The 20486-nt window shown below is 74.0% G+C and carries 21 protein-coding genes and 2 pseudogenes; 15 read left to right on the forward strand and 8 right to left on the reverse strand.

The genetic code is table 11. From position 1 onward, the window contains the following. Nucleotides 1-31: 31 nt before the first annotated feature. Nucleotides 32-646, forward strand: a complete 615-nt coding sequence (locus tag GA0070616_RS27235; protein ID WP_091091804.1) for a class F sortase — start codon at nucleotides 32-34, stop codon at nucleotides 644-646. A 157-nt stretch (nucleotides 647-803) separates the two neighbouring features. Here the strand turns inward: GA0070616_RS27235 and GA0070616_RS27240 are convergent, their stop codons facing one another. Then, nucleotides 804-1514: an MBL fold metallo-hydrolase gene (locus tag GA0070616_RS27240; protein ID WP_091089521.1), complete on the reverse strand. Its 711-nt coding sequence runs from the start codon at nucleotides 1512-1514 to the stop codon at nucleotides 804-806. 111 nt (nucleotides 1515-1625) lie between these two features. On the opposite strand from GA0070616_RS27240, the gene GA0070616_RS27245 reads away from it, so the two are divergent. Continuing rightward, nucleotides 1626-2033, forward strand: coding sequence for a YchJ family protein (locus GA0070616_RS27245; protein ID WP_091089524.1), 408 nt, complete (start codon nucleotides 1626-1628; stop codon nucleotides 2031-2033). Nucleotides 2034-2202: 169 nt separating this feature from the next. Here GA0070616_RS27245 and GA0070616_RS27250 read toward each other — a convergent pair whose 3' ends face one another. The 4 genes from GA0070616_RS27250 to GA0070616_RS29265 form a co-directional block, all read right to left on the reverse strand. After that, complete coding sequence (locus tag GA0070616_RS27250) at nucleotides 2203-3429, reverse strand: MFS transporter (protein ID WP_091089527.1); 1227 nt, start codon at nucleotides 3427-3429, stop codon at nucleotides 2203-2205. 183 nt (nucleotides 3430-3612) lie between these two features. Next, the gene (locus GA0070616_RS27255) at nucleotides 3613-4590 is read right to left on the reverse strand and encodes a mechanosensitive ion channel family protein (RefSeq protein ID WP_091089530.1); all 978 of its coding nucleotides are present in this window, start codon (nucleotides 4588-4590) and stop codon (nucleotides 3613-3615) included. A 76-nt stretch (nucleotides 4591-4666) separates the two neighbouring features. Then, nucleotides 4667-5590, reverse strand: coding sequence for a hypothetical protein (locus tag GA0070616_RS27260; protein WP_091089533.1), 924 nt, complete (start codon nucleotides 5588-5590; stop codon nucleotides 4667-4669). Between the two features lie 29 nt (nucleotides 5591-5619). Next, complete coding sequence (locus GA0070616_RS29265) at nucleotides 5620-7284, reverse strand: serine/threonine-protein kinase (RefSeq protein ID WP_091089536.1); 1665 nt, start codon at nucleotides 7282-7284, stop codon at nucleotides 5620-5622. 233 nt (nucleotides 7285-7517) lie between these two features. Here GA0070616_RS29265 and GA0070616_RS27270 point away from each other — a divergent pair, with 233 nt between their 5' ends. From GA0070616_RS27270 to GA0070616_RS27310, 9 genes and pseudogenes are all read left to right on the forward strand, one after another. Then, the gene (locus GA0070616_RS27270) at nucleotides 7518-9152 is read left to right on the forward strand and encodes a sensor histidine kinase (protein WP_217628242.1); all 1635 of its coding nucleotides are present in this window, start codon (nucleotides 7518-7520) and stop codon (nucleotides 9150-9152) included. A 78-nt stretch (nucleotides 9153-9230) separates the two neighbouring features. Continuing rightward, the gene (locus GA0070616_RS27275) at nucleotides 9231-9923 is read left to right on the forward strand and encodes an RraA family protein (protein WP_091089540.1); all 693 of its coding nucleotides are present in this window, start codon (nucleotides 9231-9233) and stop codon (nucleotides 9921-9923) included. A gap of 117 nt (nucleotides 9924-10040) precedes the next feature. Then, a complete protein-coding gene (locus GA0070616_RS27280) occupies nucleotides 10041-11174 on the forward strand; it encodes a peptidoglycan recognition protein family protein (protein ID WP_091089544.1) in 1134 nt (377 codons plus the stop codon). 129 nt (nucleotides 11175-11303) lie between these two features. Continuing rightward, complete coding sequence (locus GA0070616_RS27285; protein WP_091089548.1) at nucleotides 11304-11717, forward strand: VOC family protein; 414 nt, start codon at nucleotides 11304-11306, stop codon at nucleotides 11715-11717. A 106-nt stretch (nucleotides 11718-11823) separates the two neighbouring features. Further along, complete coding sequence (locus GA0070616_RS27290; protein WP_091089552.1) at nucleotides 11824-13398, forward strand: FMN-binding glutamate synthase family protein; 1575 nt, start codon at nucleotides 11824-11826, stop codon at nucleotides 13396-13398. Nucleotides 13399-13457: 59 nt separating this feature from the next. Beyond that, a pseudogene (gene dinB, locus GA0070616_RS27295) lies at nucleotides 13458-14670 on the forward strand (DNA polymerase IV). A gap of 184 nt (nucleotides 14671-14854) precedes the next feature. Further along, nucleotides 14855-15571: a FadR/GntR family transcriptional regulator gene (locus GA0070616_RS27300; RefSeq protein WP_091089555.1), complete on the forward strand. Its 717-nt coding sequence runs from the start codon at nucleotides 14855-14857 to the stop codon at nucleotides 15569-15571. Then, entirely contained in the window at nucleotides 15568-16395 is an 828-nt protein-coding gene (locus tag GA0070616_RS27305) for a sterol desaturase family protein (protein ID WP_091089558.1), read from the forward strand. Before GA0070616_RS27300 ends, GA0070616_RS27305 begins: the two co-directional genes overlap by 4 nt. Further along, nucleotides 16392-17072: a lysoplasmalogenase gene (locus tag GA0070616_RS27310; protein WP_091089561.1), complete on the forward strand. Its 681-nt coding sequence runs from the start codon at nucleotides 16392-16394 to the stop codon at nucleotides 17070-17072. Before GA0070616_RS27305 ends, GA0070616_RS27310 begins: the two co-directional genes overlap by 4 nt. Here GA0070616_RS27310 and GA0070616_RS29065 read toward each other — a convergent pair. Then, nucleotides 17062-17193: a zinc-binding dehydrogenase gene (locus GA0070616_RS29065; protein ID WP_245712916.1), complete on the reverse strand. Its 132-nt coding sequence runs from the start codon at nucleotides 17191-17193 to the stop codon at nucleotides 17062-17064. The two genes, GA0070616_RS27310 and GA0070616_RS29065, sit on opposite strands and share 11 nt — an antisense overlap. Nucleotides 17194-17320: 127 nt before the next feature. Between GA0070616_RS29065 and GA0070616_RS27320 the strand changes: the two genes are divergently transcribed. Then, on the forward strand, nucleotides 17321-17719 hold the full coding sequence (locus GA0070616_RS27320; protein ID WP_091089568.1) for a YbaB/EbfC family nucleoid-associated protein: 399 nt from the start codon (nucleotides 17321-17323) through the stop codon (nucleotides 17717-17719). A gap of 27 nt (nucleotides 17720-17746) precedes the next feature. Here the strand turns inward: GA0070616_RS27320 and GA0070616_RS27325 are convergent, their stop codons facing one another. Beyond that, a complete protein-coding gene (locus GA0070616_RS27325; RefSeq protein ID WP_091089572.1) occupies nucleotides 17747-18757 on the reverse strand; it encodes a CehA/McbA family metallohydrolase in 1011 nt (336 codons plus the stop codon). Between the two features lie 66 nt (nucleotides 18758-18823). On the opposite strand from GA0070616_RS27325, the gene GA0070616_RS27330 reads away from it, so the two are divergent. From GA0070616_RS27330 to GA0070616_RS27340, 3 genes are all read left to right on the forward strand, one after another. Next, a complete protein-coding gene (locus GA0070616_RS27330; protein ID WP_425412975.1) occupies nucleotides 18824-19315 on the forward strand; it encodes a helix-turn-helix domain-containing protein in 492 nt (163 codons plus the stop codon). Between the two features lie 27 nt (nucleotides 19316-19342). Then, nucleotides 19343-19540, forward strand: coding sequence for a DUF397 domain-containing protein (locus GA0070616_RS27335; protein ID WP_091089577.1), 198 nt, complete (start codon nucleotides 19343-19345; stop codon nucleotides 19538-19540). A gap of 127 nt (nucleotides 19541-19667) precedes the next feature. After that, the gene (locus GA0070616_RS27340; RefSeq protein ID WP_091089579.1) at nucleotides 19668-20297 is read left to right on the forward strand and encodes a hypothetical protein; all 630 of its coding nucleotides are present in this window, start codon (nucleotides 19668-19670) and stop codon (nucleotides 20295-20297) included. Here GA0070616_RS27340 and GA0070616_RS28400 read toward each other — a convergent pair. Further along, nucleotides 20257-20486 (reverse strand): annotated as a pseudogene (locus tag GA0070616_RS28400) (hypothetical protein); the annotation flags it as partial. The gene GA0070616_RS27340 and the pseudogene GA0070616_RS28400 sit on opposite strands and share 41 nt — an antisense overlap.

Genomic DNA, 20486 nt, shown 5'->3' on the forward strand with positions numbered 1-20486 from the left:
GGCGCGGGCACCCGACGGATCGGAGGTCCCCGTGCGGACGTGCCGCCCGGCGGTCACCCTGGTCACGCTGCTCGCGGCGGCCGGGGTCGCCCTGGTCGGGTTCGGCCTGACGGCGGGCACACCGCGACCGCCACAGCCCGATCCCGCCCACGCGCCCGGCGGGCCACGCGCCGCGCCCACGCTGCCGCCGTTGCCCCGTGCCGACCCCGTGGAGGTGCAGGTCCCCCGCATCGGCGTACGTGCCCCGCTGGTGCCGGTGACCGCCGACGCGACCGGGACGCTGGAGGTGCCGCCGTTGCACCAGCCCACCGTGGCCGGCTGGTACCGGCCGGGGGCCAGTCCCGGCGAGAACGGCAACGCGGTCATCGTCGGGCACGTCGACTCCCGGGCCGGGCCGGCGGTCTTCTTCGACCTGGGTCGGCTGCGGCCCGGCGACAGGATCCGGGTGTCCCGCGCCGATGCCCGGGTGGTCACCTTCGTCGTCGATGCCGTCGGGTCGTACCCGAAGGACCGCTTCCCCACCGACCTCGTCTACGGCCCGACCAACGGATCCGGCTTACGGCTGGTCACCTGCGGGGGCCGGTTCGACGGAGCCACCGGCGACTACAGCGACAACGTGGTCGTCTTCGCCACCCGGGTCGCCTGAGGGCCGGACGCCACGGCGAGGAGGCACCACCACCGCCGCGTGCCCGGCCACTGGGAACACCAAGTAGGGCCTGACGGATCGGCGGCACCACGACGGCACACCGGCCTGCGCAAGCCGCCGCGGCGGTCAGGTGAGCCGGCACAGCCCCCGGCAGCGGTCAGGTGAGCCGGGCCAGGAAGCCCCGGACCTGCTCGCGGGCACGATCGGTGATCTCCGGGCCGTGAGTGAAGGCGGCCACGTCGTAGTCGGCCTCGCCGAGGACGTGGGCGGAACGCTGGGTGAGCCGGAAGTCGCTGCAGAACGCTCTGACCGGCCAACGGATGCCAGCCACATTGAACAGGGCGTCACCGGTGACGAGCACCCGGGTCGGCTCGTGCAGCAGCGACACGTGACCCGGCGAGTGGCCGGGGGTGTGCAGGACACGCAGGCCCCCGGCGACGTCCAGGAGGTCTCCGTCGGCGAGCGGCTGCGACACCTCGACGGCGGGAAACCGGCCGCCGGCCAGCCGGGAGAGAAGCCGACCGGCCGTGCCGGTGGGGTCGCCAGCCGGCGGGCGGCCCGATTCGGCGTATGGCGCGTCGGCGGCGTGGGCGGCGACCGGGGCGCCGGTGCGGCGGGCCATCTCGGCCGCACCGCCCGCGTGGTCGGGGTGGGCGTGGGTGAGCACGATCCGGGTCACGTCGGCCGGCTGCTTGCCGATGGCCGCGAGGCCGCGCACGATCCTGGCGGGGGCCCGCGTCACCCCGCAGTCGACCAGGGTGACGCTGCCGTCGTCGTCGACCAGGGCGTACGAGTTGATCATCGATCGGCCGAGGGTCGGGATGCGCCAGACGCCCGGGGCCAGGGCGACGGCTGCGGGACTGGCCATGGGCAGGAGCCTAGCGGACATCAGCCACCGCCACTGTCCGCCACGTCGACCCTTCACCGCAGGTGGACCCGGGCCGGCCCCGCCCGCCACGGGTTGGGAGAGAATGCCCGGGTGGGAAAGCGCAGACCCGGGAACACCTCGGCCGGACCGTGCCCGTGTGGCGGCGGCCTCCCGTACGGGCGGTGCTGCGGGCGGCTGCACGCCGGCGCGACGGAGGCGGCGACCGCCGAGGCGCTGATGCGCTCCCGCTTTGCCGCCTTCGCTGTCGGCGACATCGCGTACCTGCTGCGCAGCTGGCACTCGACGACCCGGCCGGCGCGGCTGCGCCTCGACCCCGGTCAGCGCTGGACCGGCCTGGAGGTCGTCGACACCGCCGGAGGCGGGTTGTTCGACACCACGGGGGTGGTCGAGTTCCACGCCCACTACCGGGCCGGTGGCCGCCCCGGGACGCTGACCGAGCGCAGCCGGTTCGTCCGCGAGGACGGCCGCTGGTTCTACCTGGACGCCGAGGAAAGCTGAGCGGTCCTCGGAGGCTGCGGCCTCCGAGGCAGCCGCCCGACCGAACCGCTGCCCGACGCAGCCGCCCGATCCAACCGCTGCCCGACGGGCCGGGACGACGACGTCCCTTGTCCGCCGCCCCGACGCCGGCCGGGACGACGACGTGACGCACCCGCCGCCCCGGCCACGTTCAACCCGCCGCCGTCACCCGCCGCACCCCGTCGCGCCGGATCGCGAGCAGCGCCGCGAGCAGGAGGTACGGCAACGCGGCGACCGCGAAGGCGACGCCGTTGCCGGCGACGGTGGCGACCAGCCCGTACGCCCCGTACACCACGATGACCGTCCCGTCGGTGGCCATGCCCGCCAGCGAGGTGACGGTGGCCCTCCCCCGCCCGATGATCCGGGCCTGCAACCGCGCGTCGGCGAGCACGGTGGCCAGCCGCAGACCGCAGAACGCCACCGCGACCAGTAGGAACCCGGCCGGCGCGCCGGACAGCGCCCCGGCGGCGAGGGCGACGCCGGACACCGCCAGCAGACCCGCGTACCCGCGACGGCGCAACCGCTCCCCCGCCGGCGCGGCCAGCCCACCGGCGACCTCCCCGAGGGTGACCGTGAGCAGCAGCAGCGGCACCGTGGCGAGCGCGACTCCGGTGTCACGGGCCAGCAGCGGCGTGTACTCGTCGAGCGCACCCCAGACCGCGCCCACGGCGGCCAGCAGCAGCACCGCGGCCCGGACCGCCCGGTCGTCGCGGGCCTCGGCGAGCCCGGCCCGCAGGCTGGCCGCCCAGCCGAGATCGTCGTCGTCGGCATCCTCGGCGTCGGTCGACCCGGCGCGGCGGTCCTCGGGCAACCGGGCGGCGACGGCAGCGGCGAGCAGGCAGGCGGCCACGCTGGCCGCGCCGACGGCCGGGTAGCCGCCGAACGCCAGTACCGGCCCGGCCAGCCCGATCGCCACGAGCACGCCGAGCGTGCCGGCGGTGCGGGCCCGGCCCATGATGCGGGCGTACCGGCCGGCGGCGGCACGCCGGTCGAGTTCGGTGAAGACGAGGGCCTCCAGCGCCCCGGACGCCAGTGCGCCGCCGGCTCCCCAGAGGACGAAGCCCACCGCGAACGCGGGGTAGGACGGCAGCAGCACCCAGAGGGCGAATCCTGCTCCGCTGCACAGCGGTGCGAGGCACAGCAGCAGCCGGCGGGACGTCGCGTCGGCCCAGGCGCCCGAGGGCACCTCCAGGGCGATGCTCGCCACCGACCAGAGCACGAACAGGGTGGAGATCTGCCAGACGGACAGGCCGGTGTCGCTGAACAGCAGCGCGTACACCGGGTAGAGCAGCACCAGGTCGGTGAGGAACGCGTACGCGTAGAGGGTGCCCGCCAGTCGGCGGACGTCACGGGACGCGCGAACGGGTGAGGTGGTCATGAGGCCTTCCTGTGGGCTCGGAGCGGACGCCGGACGTACGGCGACCGCGGCGGCCCTCGGCCTCTAGCGGTGCATCAACATCGCCAGGTCATGGCGGTGATGGTAGACGCCACGACCACGACCGCGCACGCAGGTCGGGGTGGACCCGGCGAGGGTCCACCCCGACGTGCGGCGCGACGGTCGTCAGCGGCGGAACTGCTGCGGGTCGGTCGGCGGGATGACCATGGTGGACTCGCTGTCACCGTCGGCTGGCTGGGCCGGCACGGCGGGCCCGGCCGAAGCGACCCGCTCGGCGTCCGGGCCGGTGGCGCGCGGCAGCGGTGTGGTGGCGTCGGGGTCCACCCGTTGGCCGGCGACCACCTGCGTGGCGTCCGGGTCGTCAGCGACCACCTGCGTGGCGTCCGGATCGTCGGCAGGGCTGGTGGCCGGTGCCGGGTCGGCCGTGCGGGCCTCCGCGTCGCGGCGGCCGGCCGAGTAGGCGCGGGCGTGCGTGGCGATGGTGCGGGACTCCTGCTCGGCCCGGGACAGCCAGGTCTCCCAGCGGCTCTGCATCGGACGGACCAGGCCGCCGCCCACGCCGACGACGAGGATGCCGCCGACGGTGGCCAGCACGGCGACCAGCACCGGGGTCGTCACCGAGGTGGCCACCCCGATCTGGTTGAGAGCGGCGATGATCCCGAGGCCGAGGATGAAGGCCGAGGCGATCGTGGCGAGCAGCCGGCCGTACGACAGACCGCCGAGGGCACCGGAGATGATGTCCCTGACGGCGGCGGCGATGGCGGCGGCGACCACGACGATGACGATCGCCACGAAGGCGCGCGGCAGCCAGGCGATGACGCCGGCGATCAGGTCGGAGATCGGGTTCGGGCCCCACACGCCGAACGCCAGGTACAGGGTCAGCAGCAACACCCCGTAGTAGGCGAGCCGGGCGACGATGTCGCTGGCGTCGTAGCGGGACCGGGCCAGTGCCCGGCGGATGCCGCCGCGTTCCACGGCCCGGTCGAACCCGACCCGCTCCAGCAGCTTGTCGACGAGTTTGAGGACGCCCTTGGCGACCAGCCAGCCGGCCACCAGGATCGCCACGAAGGCGAGCGCCCTGGGCAGGAAGAGCAGCACGGCACGCAGGGCATCCCCCGCCGCGTCGCCGAAGTTGTCACGCATCGGATGGTCCTCCAGTGGGGGTCGTCGGTGCGGCCCGACCTACCCCGGCCGACGCGGCGGGAAACCCCGGGCGGCGTCAGCCCCGGCAGGCGTACGCGACCTCGGCACTGGCCTGACCCGTCGTCGGGGCGACGAGGTTGACGGTGGCCGTCTCGGTGGTGGCGCCGACACCGCTGAACGTCCAGCGCAGGGTCAACTCGACGCTGCGCTGGCCCCGGCCGACCCGCTCGGTGAGCACGGCCCCGGGGGCGCTGTCGGAGCGGAGCCACTGGTATTCCACGGTCCCGGCGCGGCCGTTGGTGGTGACGGTGGCGATCACGTCGACGGTCACGTCGCAGCGGTCGCCAGCCGGCTGCGGCACCGCGACGGTGACGCCGGTGACCTCCAGCGGGCTGAGTCGCTGCCAGATCCACAACCCGACCGCGGCGAGCAGGGCCAGGGTGAGCAGTGTGGACAGCACCGTGGTCGCGCTGCGCCACAGCGACCGGCGAGGGCGGGGCGGGGTCGCCGGCCAGGCCGGGGCGGTCGGCGGTGCGGGCGGCACGCCCGGCCCGAACCGGACCTCCCCGCCGGGAGCGGCCGTGGGGACGGCGTGGCCCGTCGGGCCCGGTTCCACCGTGGTACGCCCGGCCGACGCGGTCGGCTCGTCCCAGGCCGCGTGCGTGGGCTGCGCGTCCCAGGCCGCGTGCGTGGGCTGCGAGCCGGGGGTCAACCGGACGGTCTCGTCCGTCGGCGGAGGTGCCGCGGCGGCCAGGTAGCCGGTCGGCTGACCCTGGCCGACGTGCACGGTCGGCTCCCCACCGCCCAGGTACACGGTGGGCTCACCACGGCCGACGTGCACGGTCTGCTCCCCACCGCCCAGGTACACGGTGGGCTCACCACGACCGACGTGCACGGTCGGTTCGGCGGGCGCGGCGGCGAAGCGTTGCGTCGGCAGCGCCCCCTCGGCCGGGACACGGCGGGTGGGCAGCGCCTCGGTCGCGTCGTCGGGCTGGGTCATCTGTCAGGGCCTCCTGTCCGCCGTGCCGGTCAACCCGGGGTGCAGAACGACTGGAGCGTCACGTAGGTCGTGCCGCCTTCTGCGGTGTTGCCGGCCGCGTCGGTGGCCGCCACCCGGACCGGGATCCGGGTGGTGGCTCCGGGACGGGGCAGATCGCGGAGCATTCCCCGGAAGACGCCACGCCCGGCCGAATCCATGGCCACGTCGTAGGACCTCTTGCCCAGGGTGTAGCGGAACCGGACCCGCAGCTTGTCGGCGGCCGTGCGGTCGTCGGTGACCGTGGCGGTGACGACGCTCGACGTGGGCCCGTACGGGCAGCCGGCCGGGTCGAGGACGGCGGGGCTGACGGACGGGCCCTTGACGGCGGGCGCCCTGACGTCGGGCGGGGGCGACGGGCTCTTGCTGGCCGTCGGGGTGGGCGCGGGCGGGGAGCTGGGTCTGGTGGGCGTGGGTGGACCGCCGGGTGTGGTGGGCGCGGGCGGGGCACCGGGCGTGGCGGGCGCCGGCGGGGCCGTCGCCGGTGGCGCGTCGCCGGTGGCGGAGGGCGACGCCTCGACGGTGGGGGTGATCGTGGGGGTCGGGGTGACGGCCGGCAGCGTCGCCGGGGTGAGACTGGTGACGGCCTCGGGCGCGGCGGCCGGGACGAAGGGTTCGTCGCGGGCGGCGTAGCTCAGTCCGGCACCGCCGACGACCAGGACGGACACCACCGCGCCGGCGACGAGCGCGCGGCGGGCGGACCGGCCCCGACCCAGCCGGGACCACCTGCCGGTGCCGCCGCCGAGGGTCGTGGTGGCGACGCTGGTCGCGCCGCCGCTGCCCTCGGGAAACGGGAACAGCGCGGCGAGCAGGGCGGCGCGTCGGGCCAGCTCACGCAGGCCGCGTTCCTCCCACTCCGGCCCGTACGCGCCCGCCGCGACCTCCTCGAGGGTGGCCAGGAAGACGTGCGCGGGTTGGGGTCGTTCGGCGGGTTCCTTGGCCATGCCGTGACGCAGCAGGCCGTGCACGGGGGCGGGCGCGGCCTCGGTGGGCACGGGCGCGGCGGTGTGCTGCCGACGCAGGGTGGCCAGGTCCTGTCCCTCGAAGGGGGGCCGCCCGGTGAGGCACTCGTAGAACGTGGCGGTGGCGGCGTAGATGTCGCAGGCCGGGCTGGCCGCAGCGCCGGTCCACTGCTCGGGCGCCATGTACCGGGGGGTTCCGGTGACGCTGGCACCGGAGGTGGCGCCAGCGGGCATGGCGATGCCGAAGTCGGCGAGCTTGCTGGTGCCCGCTGCGCTGACCAGCACGTTCTCCGGCTTGTAGTCGCGGTGCACGACGCCGCGGCTGTGGGCGGCCCCGAGCCCGGAGAGCGAGCCCTTGAGTACGCACAGCGCGGCCTCGGGGGTGGTGGGCCCGTTGGCGCGCAGCATCTGGCGCAGCGAGACGCCGTCGACGAGTTCCATGACGATCGCGGCGCCGCCGGGCGCCTCCACGTACTCGTAGAGCCGGGACACGTGCGGGTCGTCGATCTCGGCGAGCAGCCTCGCCTCGTCGCGGAACGCGGTGCGGAAGGACGGGTCGTCGCCGAGCGCCGCCGTGAGGTACTTGACGGCGACGGGGGTTCCCGTGGCGTCGTGCACGGCCAAGTCCACCCGGCCCGACGCGCCCGCGCCGAGCCTGCGCACCGGCGTGTAGCCGGACACCTGCCAGTCGCTCACCCGGTCACCTGCCCCACGGTGGTCATTGTCGTCGACGCGGGCCAGGGCGTCATCGGTGCAACGGGTGCTGCTCCGCGCCGGACGTCCGCCGGTGGGCGCAGCCTCCGGTGGCGGCCCGGCGCGGGCGCACGGCGATCATGGTCGGTAACGGACACGGTCCCTTGATAGCAGGTGTCGGCAACGCCCTTGCCGCCCGCCGGGCCCACGCCCGTGACCTGCACTAGGGTGCTGACGTGACCGGCAGCGCGACACCCGAACCCCGGACCGGCGGGACGATGACCACCCGACGCTGGCTCAGCGTGATGCTGCTGGCCATGTCCCTGCTCGTGGCGGTCGGCGGTGCGGTCGGCGCGGCCGTGCTGACCCACACGGCGAACGTCTCCGACCGGCTGGCCGACCGGATCGCCCCGGCCCGCACGACGGTCGGCCTGCTGGACAGCGCGCTGCTGAGCCAGGTCGCCGCCCTGCGTGGGTACGTCGTCACCGGCGACCCCCGGCTCGCGGACTCCTACCGGCGCGGCGTCGAGGAGCAGCAGCGTCTCCAGGCCCGGCTGCGGACGCTGCTGGCCGACGAACCCGCGACGCTGCGCGAGCTGGAACGGGCGGGCCGGCTCGTCGACCGCTGGCGGGCCGAGCACGCCGACGCGATCTTCGCCGCCCGCGCCGGCGGTGCCTCCGCCGAACAACTCGCCCCCCAGGTGGGCCGTGCGGTCGTGCCGTTCGAGGCGGCCCGGTCCGCGTTGGTGGGGGTGGTGGGCGAACTTGACCAGGTACGCGACGCGGGCCGCGCCGACCTGGCTCGTGCCCGCGGCCTGCGCGACCTGACCTTCGTGACGATCCTGGCCGCCCTGCTGCTGTCCGGCGTCGCCGGATCGGTGCTGGTGAGGGTGACGGTGCTGCGCCCCCTGGAACGCCTCGGCGCGGAGGTGCGCCGGGTCGCCGCCGGCGACTTCCACCACCGGCTGCGCCCCGGTGGCCCCGCCGACGTGGCGCGGCTGACCAGCGACGTGGAGACGATGCGCCAGCGGGTGGTCGACGCCCTCGAACGCAGCCAGCGCGACCGGGCCGCCCTGGAGCAGCAGGCCGCCGAGCTGCGCCGCTCCAACGAAGACCTGGAACAGTTCGCGTACGTGGCCTCCCACGACCTTCAGGAGCCGCTACGCAAGGTGGCCTCGTTCTGCCAGATGCTGCAACGACGGTACGCCGACCAACTCGACGACCGGGCCCGGCAGTACATCGACTTCGCGGTGGACGGCGCGACCCGGATGCAGGAACTGATCAACGACCTGCTGACGTTCTCCCGGATCGGCCGGGTGTACGGCGACCTGCGCGAGGTCGACCTGACCGGGTTGCTCGCCCAGGCCGAGGCGAACCTGTCCCGCGCGGTCGAGGAGGCCGGGGCGACGATCACCAGCGATCCGCTGCCCGTGGTGCGGGGCGACCCGACGCTGCTGACCATGTTGTGGCAGAACCTGCTCGGCAACGCGGTGAAGTTCCGCCACCCCGAGCGCGCCCCCGTGGTCGACGTGGCGGTACGGGAGGACGCCGAGCAGTGGTCGTTCACCGTGACCGACAACGGCATCGGTATCGACCCGCGGTTCGCCGACAAGATCTTCGTCATCTTCCAGCGGCTGCACCCGCGCAGCGCGTACCCGGGCACCGGCATCGGGCTCGCCGTGTGCAAGAAGATCGTCGAGTACCACGGCGGCGCGTTGGTGCTGGACGAGGCGTACACCGGCGGGGCCCGGTTCCGGTTCACGCTGCCCCGACCGGCGGTGGCCGAACCCGAACAGGCAGCCGTACCCGGGCAGGCAGGTCCACCCGGGCAGGCAGGCGAGCCGGCCGCGACGGAGCCGGCGGCGCGCTGAGCCACCGACCCGACATTGGATCTGGTCACCGACGGTCCCCGCGCCCCTACGATGACGCCCCGAGCGAGAGGGGTCGACGTGATCGAGCGGTTCAGCACGCTGTCCACGCCGCTGGTGGCGGACGCCTGCGTCCGGCTGGGCGTGCCGCCACGGGTGGCACCGGCGGGCGTGCGACCCGTGGTGGCGGGTCAGCGTCTCGCCGGCCGGGTGCTGCCGGCGCGACACCACGGCAGCGTGGACGTGTTCCTGGAGGCGTACGGCGGGGCGGCTCCCGGTGACGTGCTGGTCGTCGACAACGCGGGCCGGTCGGACGAGGCGTGCGTGGGCGACCTGACGGTGCTGGAGGCCGCGGCGGCCGGGGTGGCGGGGCTGGTGGTGTGGGGGCTGCACCGGGACACCCCGGAGCTGACGGCGATCGGCCTGCCGGTGTTCAGTTACGGCAGCCTGCCGCTGGGGCCGCTGCGGGTGGACGGGCGGGATCCGCTGACGCTGGCCAGCGCCCGGTTCGGCCCGCACGTGGTGGACGCGACCGACGTGGTTCTCGCCGACGACGACGGCGTGTTGTTCGTGCCGGCCGAGCGCCTGGCGGAGGTGCTGGCGACGGCGGAACGGATCGCGGCCACGGAACGGGAGCAGGCGCGCCGGATCCGGGCCGGGGAGACACTGCGCGCCCAGACGGCCTTCGCCGACTTCCTGGCGGAGCGGGCCGCCGACCCGTCGCTGACGTTCCGGCGGCACCTGCGGCGAATCGGCGGGGCCATCGAGGAATGATATCGACGGTGGCCTCTTCCGCCTCCGACCGCAGCGGCAATATCCTCCACTGCACAAGCGGCCAACGAAGCTGACTTTCACCGTCGCCCATTCCCCCGTGGCCGCGGAGGAGATGCCATGCCTGTCGAGCACACCGAGGTGGACCGCCGGACCCTGCTGCGCGCCGGCCTCGGCGCCGCCACGGTCGCCGTCGTCGGAAGCAAACTCGCCATCCCGGCCGCCGCGCACGCCGACGCCGGCGCGGACCTGGACTGGATCATCAGCTGTGACGAGTGGGACGCCCGGCCACCCCGGAACCCGCTGACCGTCAGCGGCATCGCGACCAACAAGATCATCCTGCATCACATGGCCTTCCCCAACGTCACCGACTACTCCCGGGAGCAGGCCGTCCGGCTGGCCCAGGACTGCCAGCGTCTGCACGTCGACGGCAACGGTTGGTCGGACACCGGGCAGCACTTCACCGTCAGCCGCGGCGGATACGTGCTGGAGGGGCGGCGCGGAAGCCTGGAGCGCCTGCGGGCCGGGGACCGGCAGATGGTCTCGGCGCACTGCCCCGGAGAGAACACCCGCGCCATCGGCATCGAGAACGAGGGCACCTACGTCGACCAGACGCCACCCGAGGCGCTGACGGACTCCCTGGTACGCCTGTGCACGGCCGTCTGCCGGCGGTACGGGCTGCACGCCCACGACATCTTCGGGCACTGGGACTTCCGCACCACCCAGTGCCCGGGCGCGGCCTTCTACCACCAGTTCCCGGCCGTACGGCGGCGGGTGTTCCAGGCCCTCGGCACCGACCTCGGTGACGTGCCGGCCCGCCGCTGGCCGGACCTGTGGCGATTCGTCAGCGCCCCCAGCGTCCGGGTGGCGCAGTACCTGCTCGCCCACCGGGGGTACGCCGTCGACCCGACCGGCGTGTTCGACGCGGACACCGTCGCGGCGGTGCAGGACTGGCAGGCCCGCAACGGCATCCCGGTGGACGTCGACGCCACCCTGACCGCCGCGACCTGGGAAACCCTCGCGCCGGAGCTGGGCCGCCACGCGACCGGCCTGCCCGTCGAGGCGGTGCAGTACCTGCTGAACGTCAAGGGCTACGTCGAGGTCACCGCCACCGGCACCTACGACCACGTCACCCGACGGGCCGTTCAGGACCTCCAGGCGCTGCACGGGCTGCCCCGCGACGGCCGCATCGGCACCGACACCTGGTGCGTGGTGGTGGGCGGGGTGCTCCGGCGGTCCTTCCGGCGCCGCTGAACACCCCCCGGGGTGGGCGGAGACCTGTGCCGCTCCGCGCACCCCGGGGGCGCCCGGTCGAGCGCGCCTGACTGGTCCACCCACCCCGAGCTGTGACGATTGGGCGGTCCGGACCCCGAGGAGGGCGCTGTGCAGACGCGAATCGACCCGTACCTGAGCTTCCCCGGCACCGCCCGCGATGCCATGCGGTTCTACCGGGACGTCTTCGGCGGAGAACTGACCATGGACACCTTCGCCAGCTTCGGCACCGACGACCCGGCGCTGCGCGACAGGATCATGCACGCCCGGCTCGACACCACGACCGGCCCGACCCTGGTGGGCTCCGACACCGCCCCGGACACCGAGCATCAACCGGGCAACCACATCGCCGTCAGCCTCAGCGGCGACGACCGGGAGGAACTACACGGCTACTGGGACGCGTTGTCGGCCGGCGGGACGGTGACGGTGCCGATGGACAGGCAGATGTGGGGCGACGAGTTCGGCATGTGCGTCGACCCGTACGGCGTCGGGTGGATGGTCAACATCAACACGCCGGAGTCCTGAACCCGGCGGACGCGGCCGAGCGCGCGGGCGTGGTGTGCGCGGGCATGGTGACGCTGGGTGTGTGCGCGGGCGTTTGAGGCGCGGCCCGACCGGAAAGGTTGCCGGAATGAGCTGGGCCCGCCGCGCCATACCCGCCGCCGTCACCGCCCTGGCCGCCCTGGCGGCCCGCGACCTGCTGCAACGCGACCACGCGCTGCTGCGCAACTTCCCGGTGCTCGGCCGGGGCCGCTACCTGCTGGAGTCGATCGGACCGGAGCTGCGCCAGTACATCGTGGCCGGCAACGACGAGGAGCGACCGTTCACCCGCGACCAGCGTCGCTGGGTGTACGCCTCGGCGAAGCGGCAGAACAACTACTTCGGCTTCGGCACCGACAACGACATCGAGCACACCCCCGGCTACCCGGTCATCAAGCACCGCACGTTCGGTCGAGCGGTCCCCCCGTCCGCGCCGACGGCGGGCCACGACGTCCGGCTGCCCTGCGCGAAGGTGCTCGGCGGCGCGCGGGGCCGCGCGCGTGCCTTCCGCCCCGAGTCGGCGGTGAGCATCTCCGGGATGAGCTTCGGCTCGCTGTCGGGTGCCGCCGTCGAGGCGCTCAACCGCAGCGCGGCGCTGGCCGGTTGCCTGCACAACACCGGCGAGGGCGGGCTGTCGCCGTACCATCGGCGCGGCGGTGAGCTGGTGTTCCAGATCGGCACCGCGTACTTCGGCTGCCGCGACGGGCACGGCCGGTTCAGCCTGGACCGGCTCAGGGACGTCGTCGCGGGCGCTCCGGTACGCGCCCTGGAGATCAAGCTGAGCCAGGGCGCCAAGCCCAGCCTCGGCGGGCTGCTGCCGGCGGCGAAGGTCTCGGCGGAGATCGCCGCCACCCGGGGTGTCCCGGAGGGCGTCGACTGCGTCAGCCCGTCGCGGCACGCCGAGTTCTCCGACTGCGACAGCCTGCTCGACTGGGTGGAACTCCTGGCCGCCGAGACGGGCCTGCCGGTGGGGATCAAGTCAGCCGTCGGCGACCTCGAATTCTGGCAGGAGCTGACCACCCTGATGCGGGACACCGGCCGGGGCGTCGACTTCGTCACCGTCGACGGGGGTGAGGGCGGCACCGGCGCCGCGCCGCTGATCTTCTCCGACTCGGTGTCGCTGCCGTTCCAGCAGGGCTTCGCCCGGGTCTACCGCGTCTTCGCCGAGCGCGACCTGCACCACCGGGTGGTGTTCGTCGGCTCCGGCAAGCTCGGCCTGCCCGACAACGCGGTGGTCGCGTTCGCGCTGGGCTGCGACATGGTGAGCGTGGGTCGGGAGGCGATGCTGGCGATCGGCTGCATCCAGGCGCAGAAGTGCCACACCGACACCTGTCCCACCGGCGTCGCCACCCAGAACGCGTGGCTCACCCGGGGCCTCGACCCGGCGTCGAAGGCCGCGCGGGCCGCCAACTACGTCCGGACGCTGCGGCGCGACCTGGTCAAGGTCGCCGAGGCGTGCGGGGTGGAACACCCGGCACTGATCGGCACCGATGCGATCGAGATCCTCGGCGGCCGCACCACCTCCACCCCGCTGCGCGAGGTGTACGACTACCACCCCGACTGGGGCCAGCCGTCGCCCCGGGACCGGGCGGAGATCGTCCGGCTGATGTCCGGCGCGGCTCCCCAGGGCGGCACCGCCCCGCCCTCCCCCACCGCCCAGGGCTGACCGCACACGTCAGGGCAGGTCAAACCCTGCCTGTCGAACAGGTGTGCGAAGATTCGGGGGTGTCCCACGAGGCGAACGTCCTGCACGCCGACCTCGACGCGTTCTACGCGTCGGTCGAGCAGCGCGACGACCCGCGCCTACGGGGGCGGCCGGTGATCGTCGGCGGGGGCGTGGTGCTGGCCGCCAGCTACGAGGCGAAGGTCCGGGGCGTCCACAGCGGGATGGGCGGCGGGCAGGCCCGCCGGCTGTGCCCGGACGCGGTGGTGGTACCGCCGAGGATGGCGGCGTACAGCGCGGCCAGTCGGGCCGTGTTCGAGATCTTCCGGCACACCACACCGCTGGTGGAGGGGCTGTCCATCGACGAGGCGTTCCTCGACGTGGGTGGCCTGCGCCGGTTGGTCGGGCCGCCCGCCGACATCGCCGCCGCCCTGAAGCGCGCCGTGGGTGAGCAGGTGGGCCTGCCGATCACCGTCGGGGTGGCGCGCACGAAGTTCCTGGCGAAGGTGGCCAGCGGGGTCGCCAAGCCCGACGGGCTGCTGGTGGTGCCGCCGACCGGGGAACTGGAGTTCCTGCACCCGCTGCCGGTGGAGCGGCTGTGGGGGGGTCGGCCCGGTCACCGCCGCGAAGCTGCGTGAGCGGCGGATCCGCACGGTCGGGCAGGTCGCCCGGCTCGGCGAGGCGACCCTGGTGTCACTGCTCGGCGCCGGGGCGGGCCGGCACCTGCACGCCCTGGCGCACAACCGCGACCCCCGGCCGGTGCAGGTCGGCCGGCGACGCGGGTCGATCGGCGCGCAGCACGCCCTGGGTCGCGTCGACCACGGCCCCGCCGACCTGGACGCCACCCTCGCCGGACTGGTCGACCGGGTCACCGCGCGGATGCGCCGGGCCGACCGCAGCGGCCGGACGGTCACCCTGCGGCTGCGCTTCGGCGACTACACCCGGGCGACCCGCTCGCACACCCTGGCCAAGTCGACCGACGACACGGAGGCGGTGCTGCGTGCCGCCCGCGCGCTACTGCACAGGGCGCTGCCGGAGATCGACCGACGGGGAGTGACGCTGATCGGCGTCTCGGTGGGCAACCTCGACGACGGGCACGTGCAACTCACGCTGCCGTTTCCCACCGGATCGGGCGCCGCATCGGGCCCGGCGCCCGGGGCGCACCTCGACGCGGCGGTCGACGCGGTCCGGGAGCGGTTCGGCGCCACGGCGCTCACCCGCGCCGTCCTGCTCGGCCGGGACACCGGCCCGCAGGTGCCTCTGCTGCCCGACTGACCCGCGCCGACGCCGGCCCGACCACGGCAACCCCGGCCGTCGCCGGGACAGCCGGGACAGCCGGGCGGCGGGCGGCGGGCGGCGGGCGGCGGGGACAGTCGGGTGTCCGGACAGTCGAGCGGGCAGGCAGGTGACTGGTCCAACCAGTTGACGGGTTGATGTGTGGTGGGACACACTCTGGCGTATGGCGTTCGTCCCCGTCACCCGTGCCTCCGTGTCCGACCTCGTCTTCGGCCAGCTGCGTGACGCGATAGTGCGCGGCGACTACCAGCCCGACGACACCCTGCCGGGCGAGCGCGAACTGGCCGCCGCGTTCGAGGTGAACCGGCACGCCGTCCGCGAGGCGCTGCGCCGCCTCCAGCAGCTCGGGCTGGTCAGGGTCAGCCAGGGCGGCGCGACCAGGGTCCTGGACTGGCGGGTGCACGCCGGGCTCGACCTGGCGCTGTCGCTGGTGCAGTCCGACGATGTGCTGCCGGTGGGCACGCTGGTGCGGGACATGATGGACATGCGGGCCTGCATCGGCGTCGACGCCGCCCGGCTCTGCGCCCGACGCGCCGACCAGGCCACCCGCGACACGGTGGTGCGGGCCACGGAGGAGTACGTGGCGCTCGCGCCCGACCTGCCCGCGATGGGTGCGGCCACCATCGAGCTCTGGCGGCACATCCTGCGCGGCTGCGGCAACATCGCCTACCTGCTGGCCTTCAACAGCCTGGTGGCCGGGGCCCTCGCCGTGGGCGAGGTGCCGCCGCAGCGGCGTGCCGCCGAACTGCTGGACGTCGCCGGGCACCGCCGGCTGGCCGCCGCGATCGCGGAGGGCCGCGCGGACGACGCCGCCGAGCAGGCACGGATCCTGCTCACCGCTCCCCTCACCGCCACCACCAGAAAGGACAGTCCGGCATGATCCCCGCCGTGCTGTACGCCGTCCCGGCGTTCCTGCTGCTCATCGTCGTGGAAGCCGTCTCCTACCGGTTCGCCCCCGACGACGACGAGCGCGGCTACGAGTTGCGCGACACCGCGACCAGCCTGACCATGGGCGCCGGCAGCCAGGTCATCGGGGTGCCGTGGAAGCTGCTCACCATCGGCCTGTACGCCGCCGCGTACACGGTCTCCCCGTGGAAACTCGACCCCACCGACTGGTGGGTGTGGGTGCTGCTGTTCTTCGCCGACGACTTCGCGTACTACTGGTTCCACCGGGCCCACCACGAGGTACGGGTGTTCTGGGCCGGGCACGTCGTGCACCATTCCAGCGTCTTCTTCAACTTCTCCACCGCCCTGCGGCAGAGCTGGACGCCGATGACGTCCCTGCCGTTCTGGCTGGGCCTGGCCCTGGTCGGCATCCCCCCGTGGATGATCTTCCTCCAGCAGTCGGTGAGCCTGCTGTACCAGTTCTTCCTGCACACCGAGCGGATCAACCTGCTGCCCCGGCCGATCGAGTTCGTGTTCAACACCCCCTCGCACCACCGGGTGCACCACGGGTCGAACAACGAGTACCTGGACCGCAACTACGGCGGAATCCTGATCGTCTGGGACCGGCTGTTCGGCACGTTCGAACCGGAGCGGGCCGCCGTCCGGTTCGGACTGACCACGAACATCGCCACGTACAACCCGCTGCGGGTGGCCACCCACGAGTACGGCTCGATCTGGCGGGACCTCCGCTCGGCGACCTGCTGGCGACACCGTCTGGGCTACCTGTTCGGCCGTCCCGGCTGGCAGCCGGCCCGATGAGGCACGCGACGGGCCGTCAGCCGGCCCTGCTGTGGGCCTTCGCCGCCGTGGCCCTGGTGGAACTGGTCGCGGTCGCCCTCGACGTACGCGCGGTGCAGTGGCTGGCCAAGCCGCTCCTGGCCCCCCTGCTGCTGGTCTGGCTGTGGCGCGTACGCGGGCGCTTCGACGCCGTGGCGGTCGGCCTGGTCTTCGCCGCCGCCGGCGACGTGGCCCTGCTGGTGTCGGGGCAGCCGGCGTTCCTGCTGGGCATGGCCTGCTTCCTGGGTACGCAGGTCGCGTTCACCACCGCGTTCCTGCGGCACCGCCGTCCGCCCGTGGTGGCGGTCGTGGGCTACCTGCTGCTGTGGGCGGGTGCCAACGCGCTGCTGTGGGGGCAGCTCGGCGCGCTGCGGCTGCCCGTGCTCGGGTACAGCCTGGCGCTGTCGGTGATGGCGGCGACCGCGACGGGCGTCTCCCGCCAGGCGGCCGTCGGCGGCGCGCTGTTCCTGGTCTCCGACCTGCTGATCGGGGTGGACGCGGCCGGCGCCACCCTGCCGGGCCACGGCCTGCTGGTGATGACGACCTACATCGGCGCGCTGGTGCTGATCACCACGGCCTGGGCGGGCCGGCCCGACCCGTCGTCGCGGTCGGTCAGCAGCGCCGCTGACCTGCGCCCGACCGATGGCGTCAGATCGTGAGGACGGTCTTCCCGGTGGCGTGGCCCGCACCGATGTGACGGAGCGCCTCCGCCGCCTCGGCGAGGGGGTACGTGCGGTCGACGACCGGCCGTGGTCGGCCGGCCTCGATCGCCGCGGTCACCTCGCCTTCTACGCGGGACCGCCGGGCTGCCGGCCCGCCCGCCGTCCCGGCCGATTCCGCCGGGGACACCACGCAGCGCCACCAGTTGGTAACGTGTCGGCGTCTGGTGGTATCGGGAGAGGGTCGCATGTGGGCGGATCAGGCTGCGCTCGACGCGGCCACGCAGGGGCTCGACGAGTGGGAGGCGTCCTTCGCCGACCAGGCCGTGCGGGCGAAGGCCCTGTCTGCGCAGGTGCAGTCGCTGAACGGCACCGCGAGTAGCCCCGACCGGGCCGTCGAGGTGACCGTCGACTCGTCCGGCCTGCTGGTCGACCTGCGGCTCGACGAGACCGTCCGGCAGCGGTCCGCCGCCCACACCGCTCGGGTGATCGTGGAGACGACCCGGGCCGCCCACACCGACCTGCTCCGCCAGGTCAGCGCCACGGCGGCGGCCGTCGGTGGCGGCGACCCGGCCGGGCAGGCGATCGTCGACACCTACCGGCACCGGTTGAACGCCGACGAGACCCCGCCCGACATCCCGCGGTGACGCACCTCCCGGCGTCAGCGGCACGGCTCAGGTCAGCACGATCGGGTTGGTGAGGGCCGCCATCCGCCCGTCCGGGTGACGCACCTCGCCCCGGACGAAGCCCGCCTCCTGCGCCGTCGTCCGCCACTCCACCGTGCCCGCCCCGTCGGCGGGTAACCCCTCACGGTGCACCGTCCCACGTTCGGCATGCAGGGTGACAAGGCCGGACGGCACGCCACGGACGGCCAGCCGCACCACGATCGGGGCGTCGTCGGCGACGAGACACTCGCCGACCCCCGCCGCCTGCCCGTCGGCGGTCGCGGTGAACTCAAGGTCGACGACCGACGACCCGGCGACCCAGCTCCGGCCCGCCCGCAGGCCGGCGAGCACGGCGTCGGCGGTCAGCTCGTCGGCACGGACCACGGTGTGCGGGGTGCCGAGCTGACCCGCCAGGTGGGCGTCGCTGTTGCCCACGGCCGGACGCCACCGTCCCCGGTGGACGTCGTAGGCCAGGCCGCGCGCCCACTCGGCCAGGGCCGCCTCGTTGTCGGCGTTCCACGGCAGGTCGGAGGCCCACAGCCCGTTCCACACCTCCACGGCGTCGAACCAGCGGTACGGGTAGGCCAGGGTGCCACCGGGGTACGGCGCGTGGGGGTGGGCCGCCACGCACACCCCACCCGCCCGGCGCACCGCGTCGAGCTGGCCGCCGACCGCCTCGTCGCGTACGCCGTAACGCCAGTCGACCGGGACTGCCGCCTCGACGCCCAGCGCCAGCCAGTGGCCCGTGACCGTGGTGACCTCCCGACCCGGGATCACCAGCAGGTCCGCACCGGCGTACGGGGCCCAGTCGGCGTGGCCGAGGGCGCTGTTGTGTTCGGTGGCGGCGACGAAGTCCAGACCGGCGGCGCGAGCCTCGGCGGCGAGCAGGTCGACAGTCAACTCCCCGCCGCTGGAGCGCACCGAATGCACATGGAAGTCGCCCCGGTACCAGCCGGGTCGCCGTCCGTCGACCGCTCTCACATCCCGCCCGTCGGGGTGCCGCTGGTGACCGTCCGGCATGAGCGGAGCGTACCGGGCGGTCAGGTCCCGTTCGGACCGTCACGGTGTGCCGCCACGGAATGGGAATTGCGTGGTCGTAGCCGTTGTCAGGGGCCTCTTGTCCCCCGGCGGCAGCTCGGGCGGGCGCTGCGCGACCTGCGCACCGAGGCGCGCACGACCCTCGACGGCGCCGCCGAGGCCATGCAGTGCAGCCGGCAGAAGATGTGGCGCATCGAGACCGGCCTCGGCCCCACCCGCGCCGTCGACGTCAAGGCCCTGTGCGACCTGTACGGCGCGACCCCCGAGCTGACCGGCGCGCTCACCGCCCTGGCCAACGAGACAAAGGCCAAGGGCTGGTGGCACTCGTACGGCGACGCCGTTCCCGACTGGTTCGAGTTGTACGTCGGCCTCGAATCCGCCGCCTCGCGCCTCCGCGAGCACGACGACACCCTGGTTCCTGGGCTACTTCTAACTCCCGGCTACACCCGTGGCGTTTACGAGAACCGGCCCGACATGCCGAGAAGGTCTGGGCGAGCCTCCTCAGCCTGGCACTTGATGAGGAACAATCAAGGGGCATGATCGGCAAGATCAAGGAGGAGGTCCATCATGGCTGACGACCTGCTCGGCGCGCGGTGGCGCAAGAGCACCCGCAGCGGCGACAACAACGGCAACTGTGTCGAGGTCGCCGACAACCTGCCCGGCCTCGTCGCCGTACGCGACAGCAAGAACCCCGCCGGGCCCGCCCTCGTCTTCTCCCCCGCCGCCTGGGCCGCCTTCGTCGACTCGACCGGGCCGGCCCGCTGAGGCCGTGATCCCCGAGGTCGGTGTCGGCGGACCCCGTTCGATCCCGCTGTCGCGTATGACGGGGATCTGACTGACACCCGCCGCCGGGCCGCTTCCACTGGAGACGGGCCGAGGGCCGGGAGGAACGATGCACCACACCTCGTCGCAGGACGTGCTGACCGTACGCCGGCTGCGCCTCGGCGTCGGCGTCGTCGGCACCGCCCTGCCTGTCGTCCTGCCGGTCGGTTTCGTGCTGGTCACCGGCGACTCCCGGCTGCTCGGCTCGATCAGCGGTTACTACCACACGCCGATGCGGGACGTCTTCGTCGGCAGCATGTGTGCCATCGGGGTGTTCCTGATCAGCTACCGGTACCGCCGTTTCGACGACGTGCTGACCAGCCTGGCCGGGGTGCTGGCGATCATGGTGGCCCTGTTTCCGACCTCGCTGGACACGGTGGGTGCGCTCAGTCGCTCGGACGTGCTGGTGGGGCGGGTGCACGGGGTGGCGGCGGCCGGCCTGTTCGCGCTGTTGGCGGTGATCTCGCTGTTCCGCTTCCCGATGCACGGGGGTGGTCGGGTACGCAACGGCGTCTACCGGGTGTGCGGGGCGGTGATCCTGGTGGCGATCGTGGTGGCGCTGGCGAGCGTGCTGCTGCCCGAGTCGGTCCGCGACGCGGCGAAGCCGGTCTTCTGGGCCGAGGCGGTGGCGGTGCTCGCGTTCGGGGTGGCGTGGCTGGTCAAGGGTGAGTCGCTGTTCCACCGGGGCGCGGTGCCGTGATCAGGTCGGCGAACAGGTCGGCGGCGTCGTCGAGCAGTTCCCGGTCGCCGGTGGTCAGCAGGTCGAGCAGCAGCCCTCGGGTGGCGGCGAGGCCGAGGCGGGCCCGGCGGCGTGCCTCGGCGTCGTCGAAGCCGAGTCGGCGGAACAGTTCGGTGACGGGTTGCGCCCACGCGGCGATGACGGTGGCTC

Source organism: Micromonospora nigra (assembly GCF_900091585.1).
Taxonomy (GTDB): domain Bacteria; phylum Actinomycetota; class Actinomycetes; order Mycobacteriales; family Micromonosporaceae; genus Micromonospora; species Micromonospora nigra.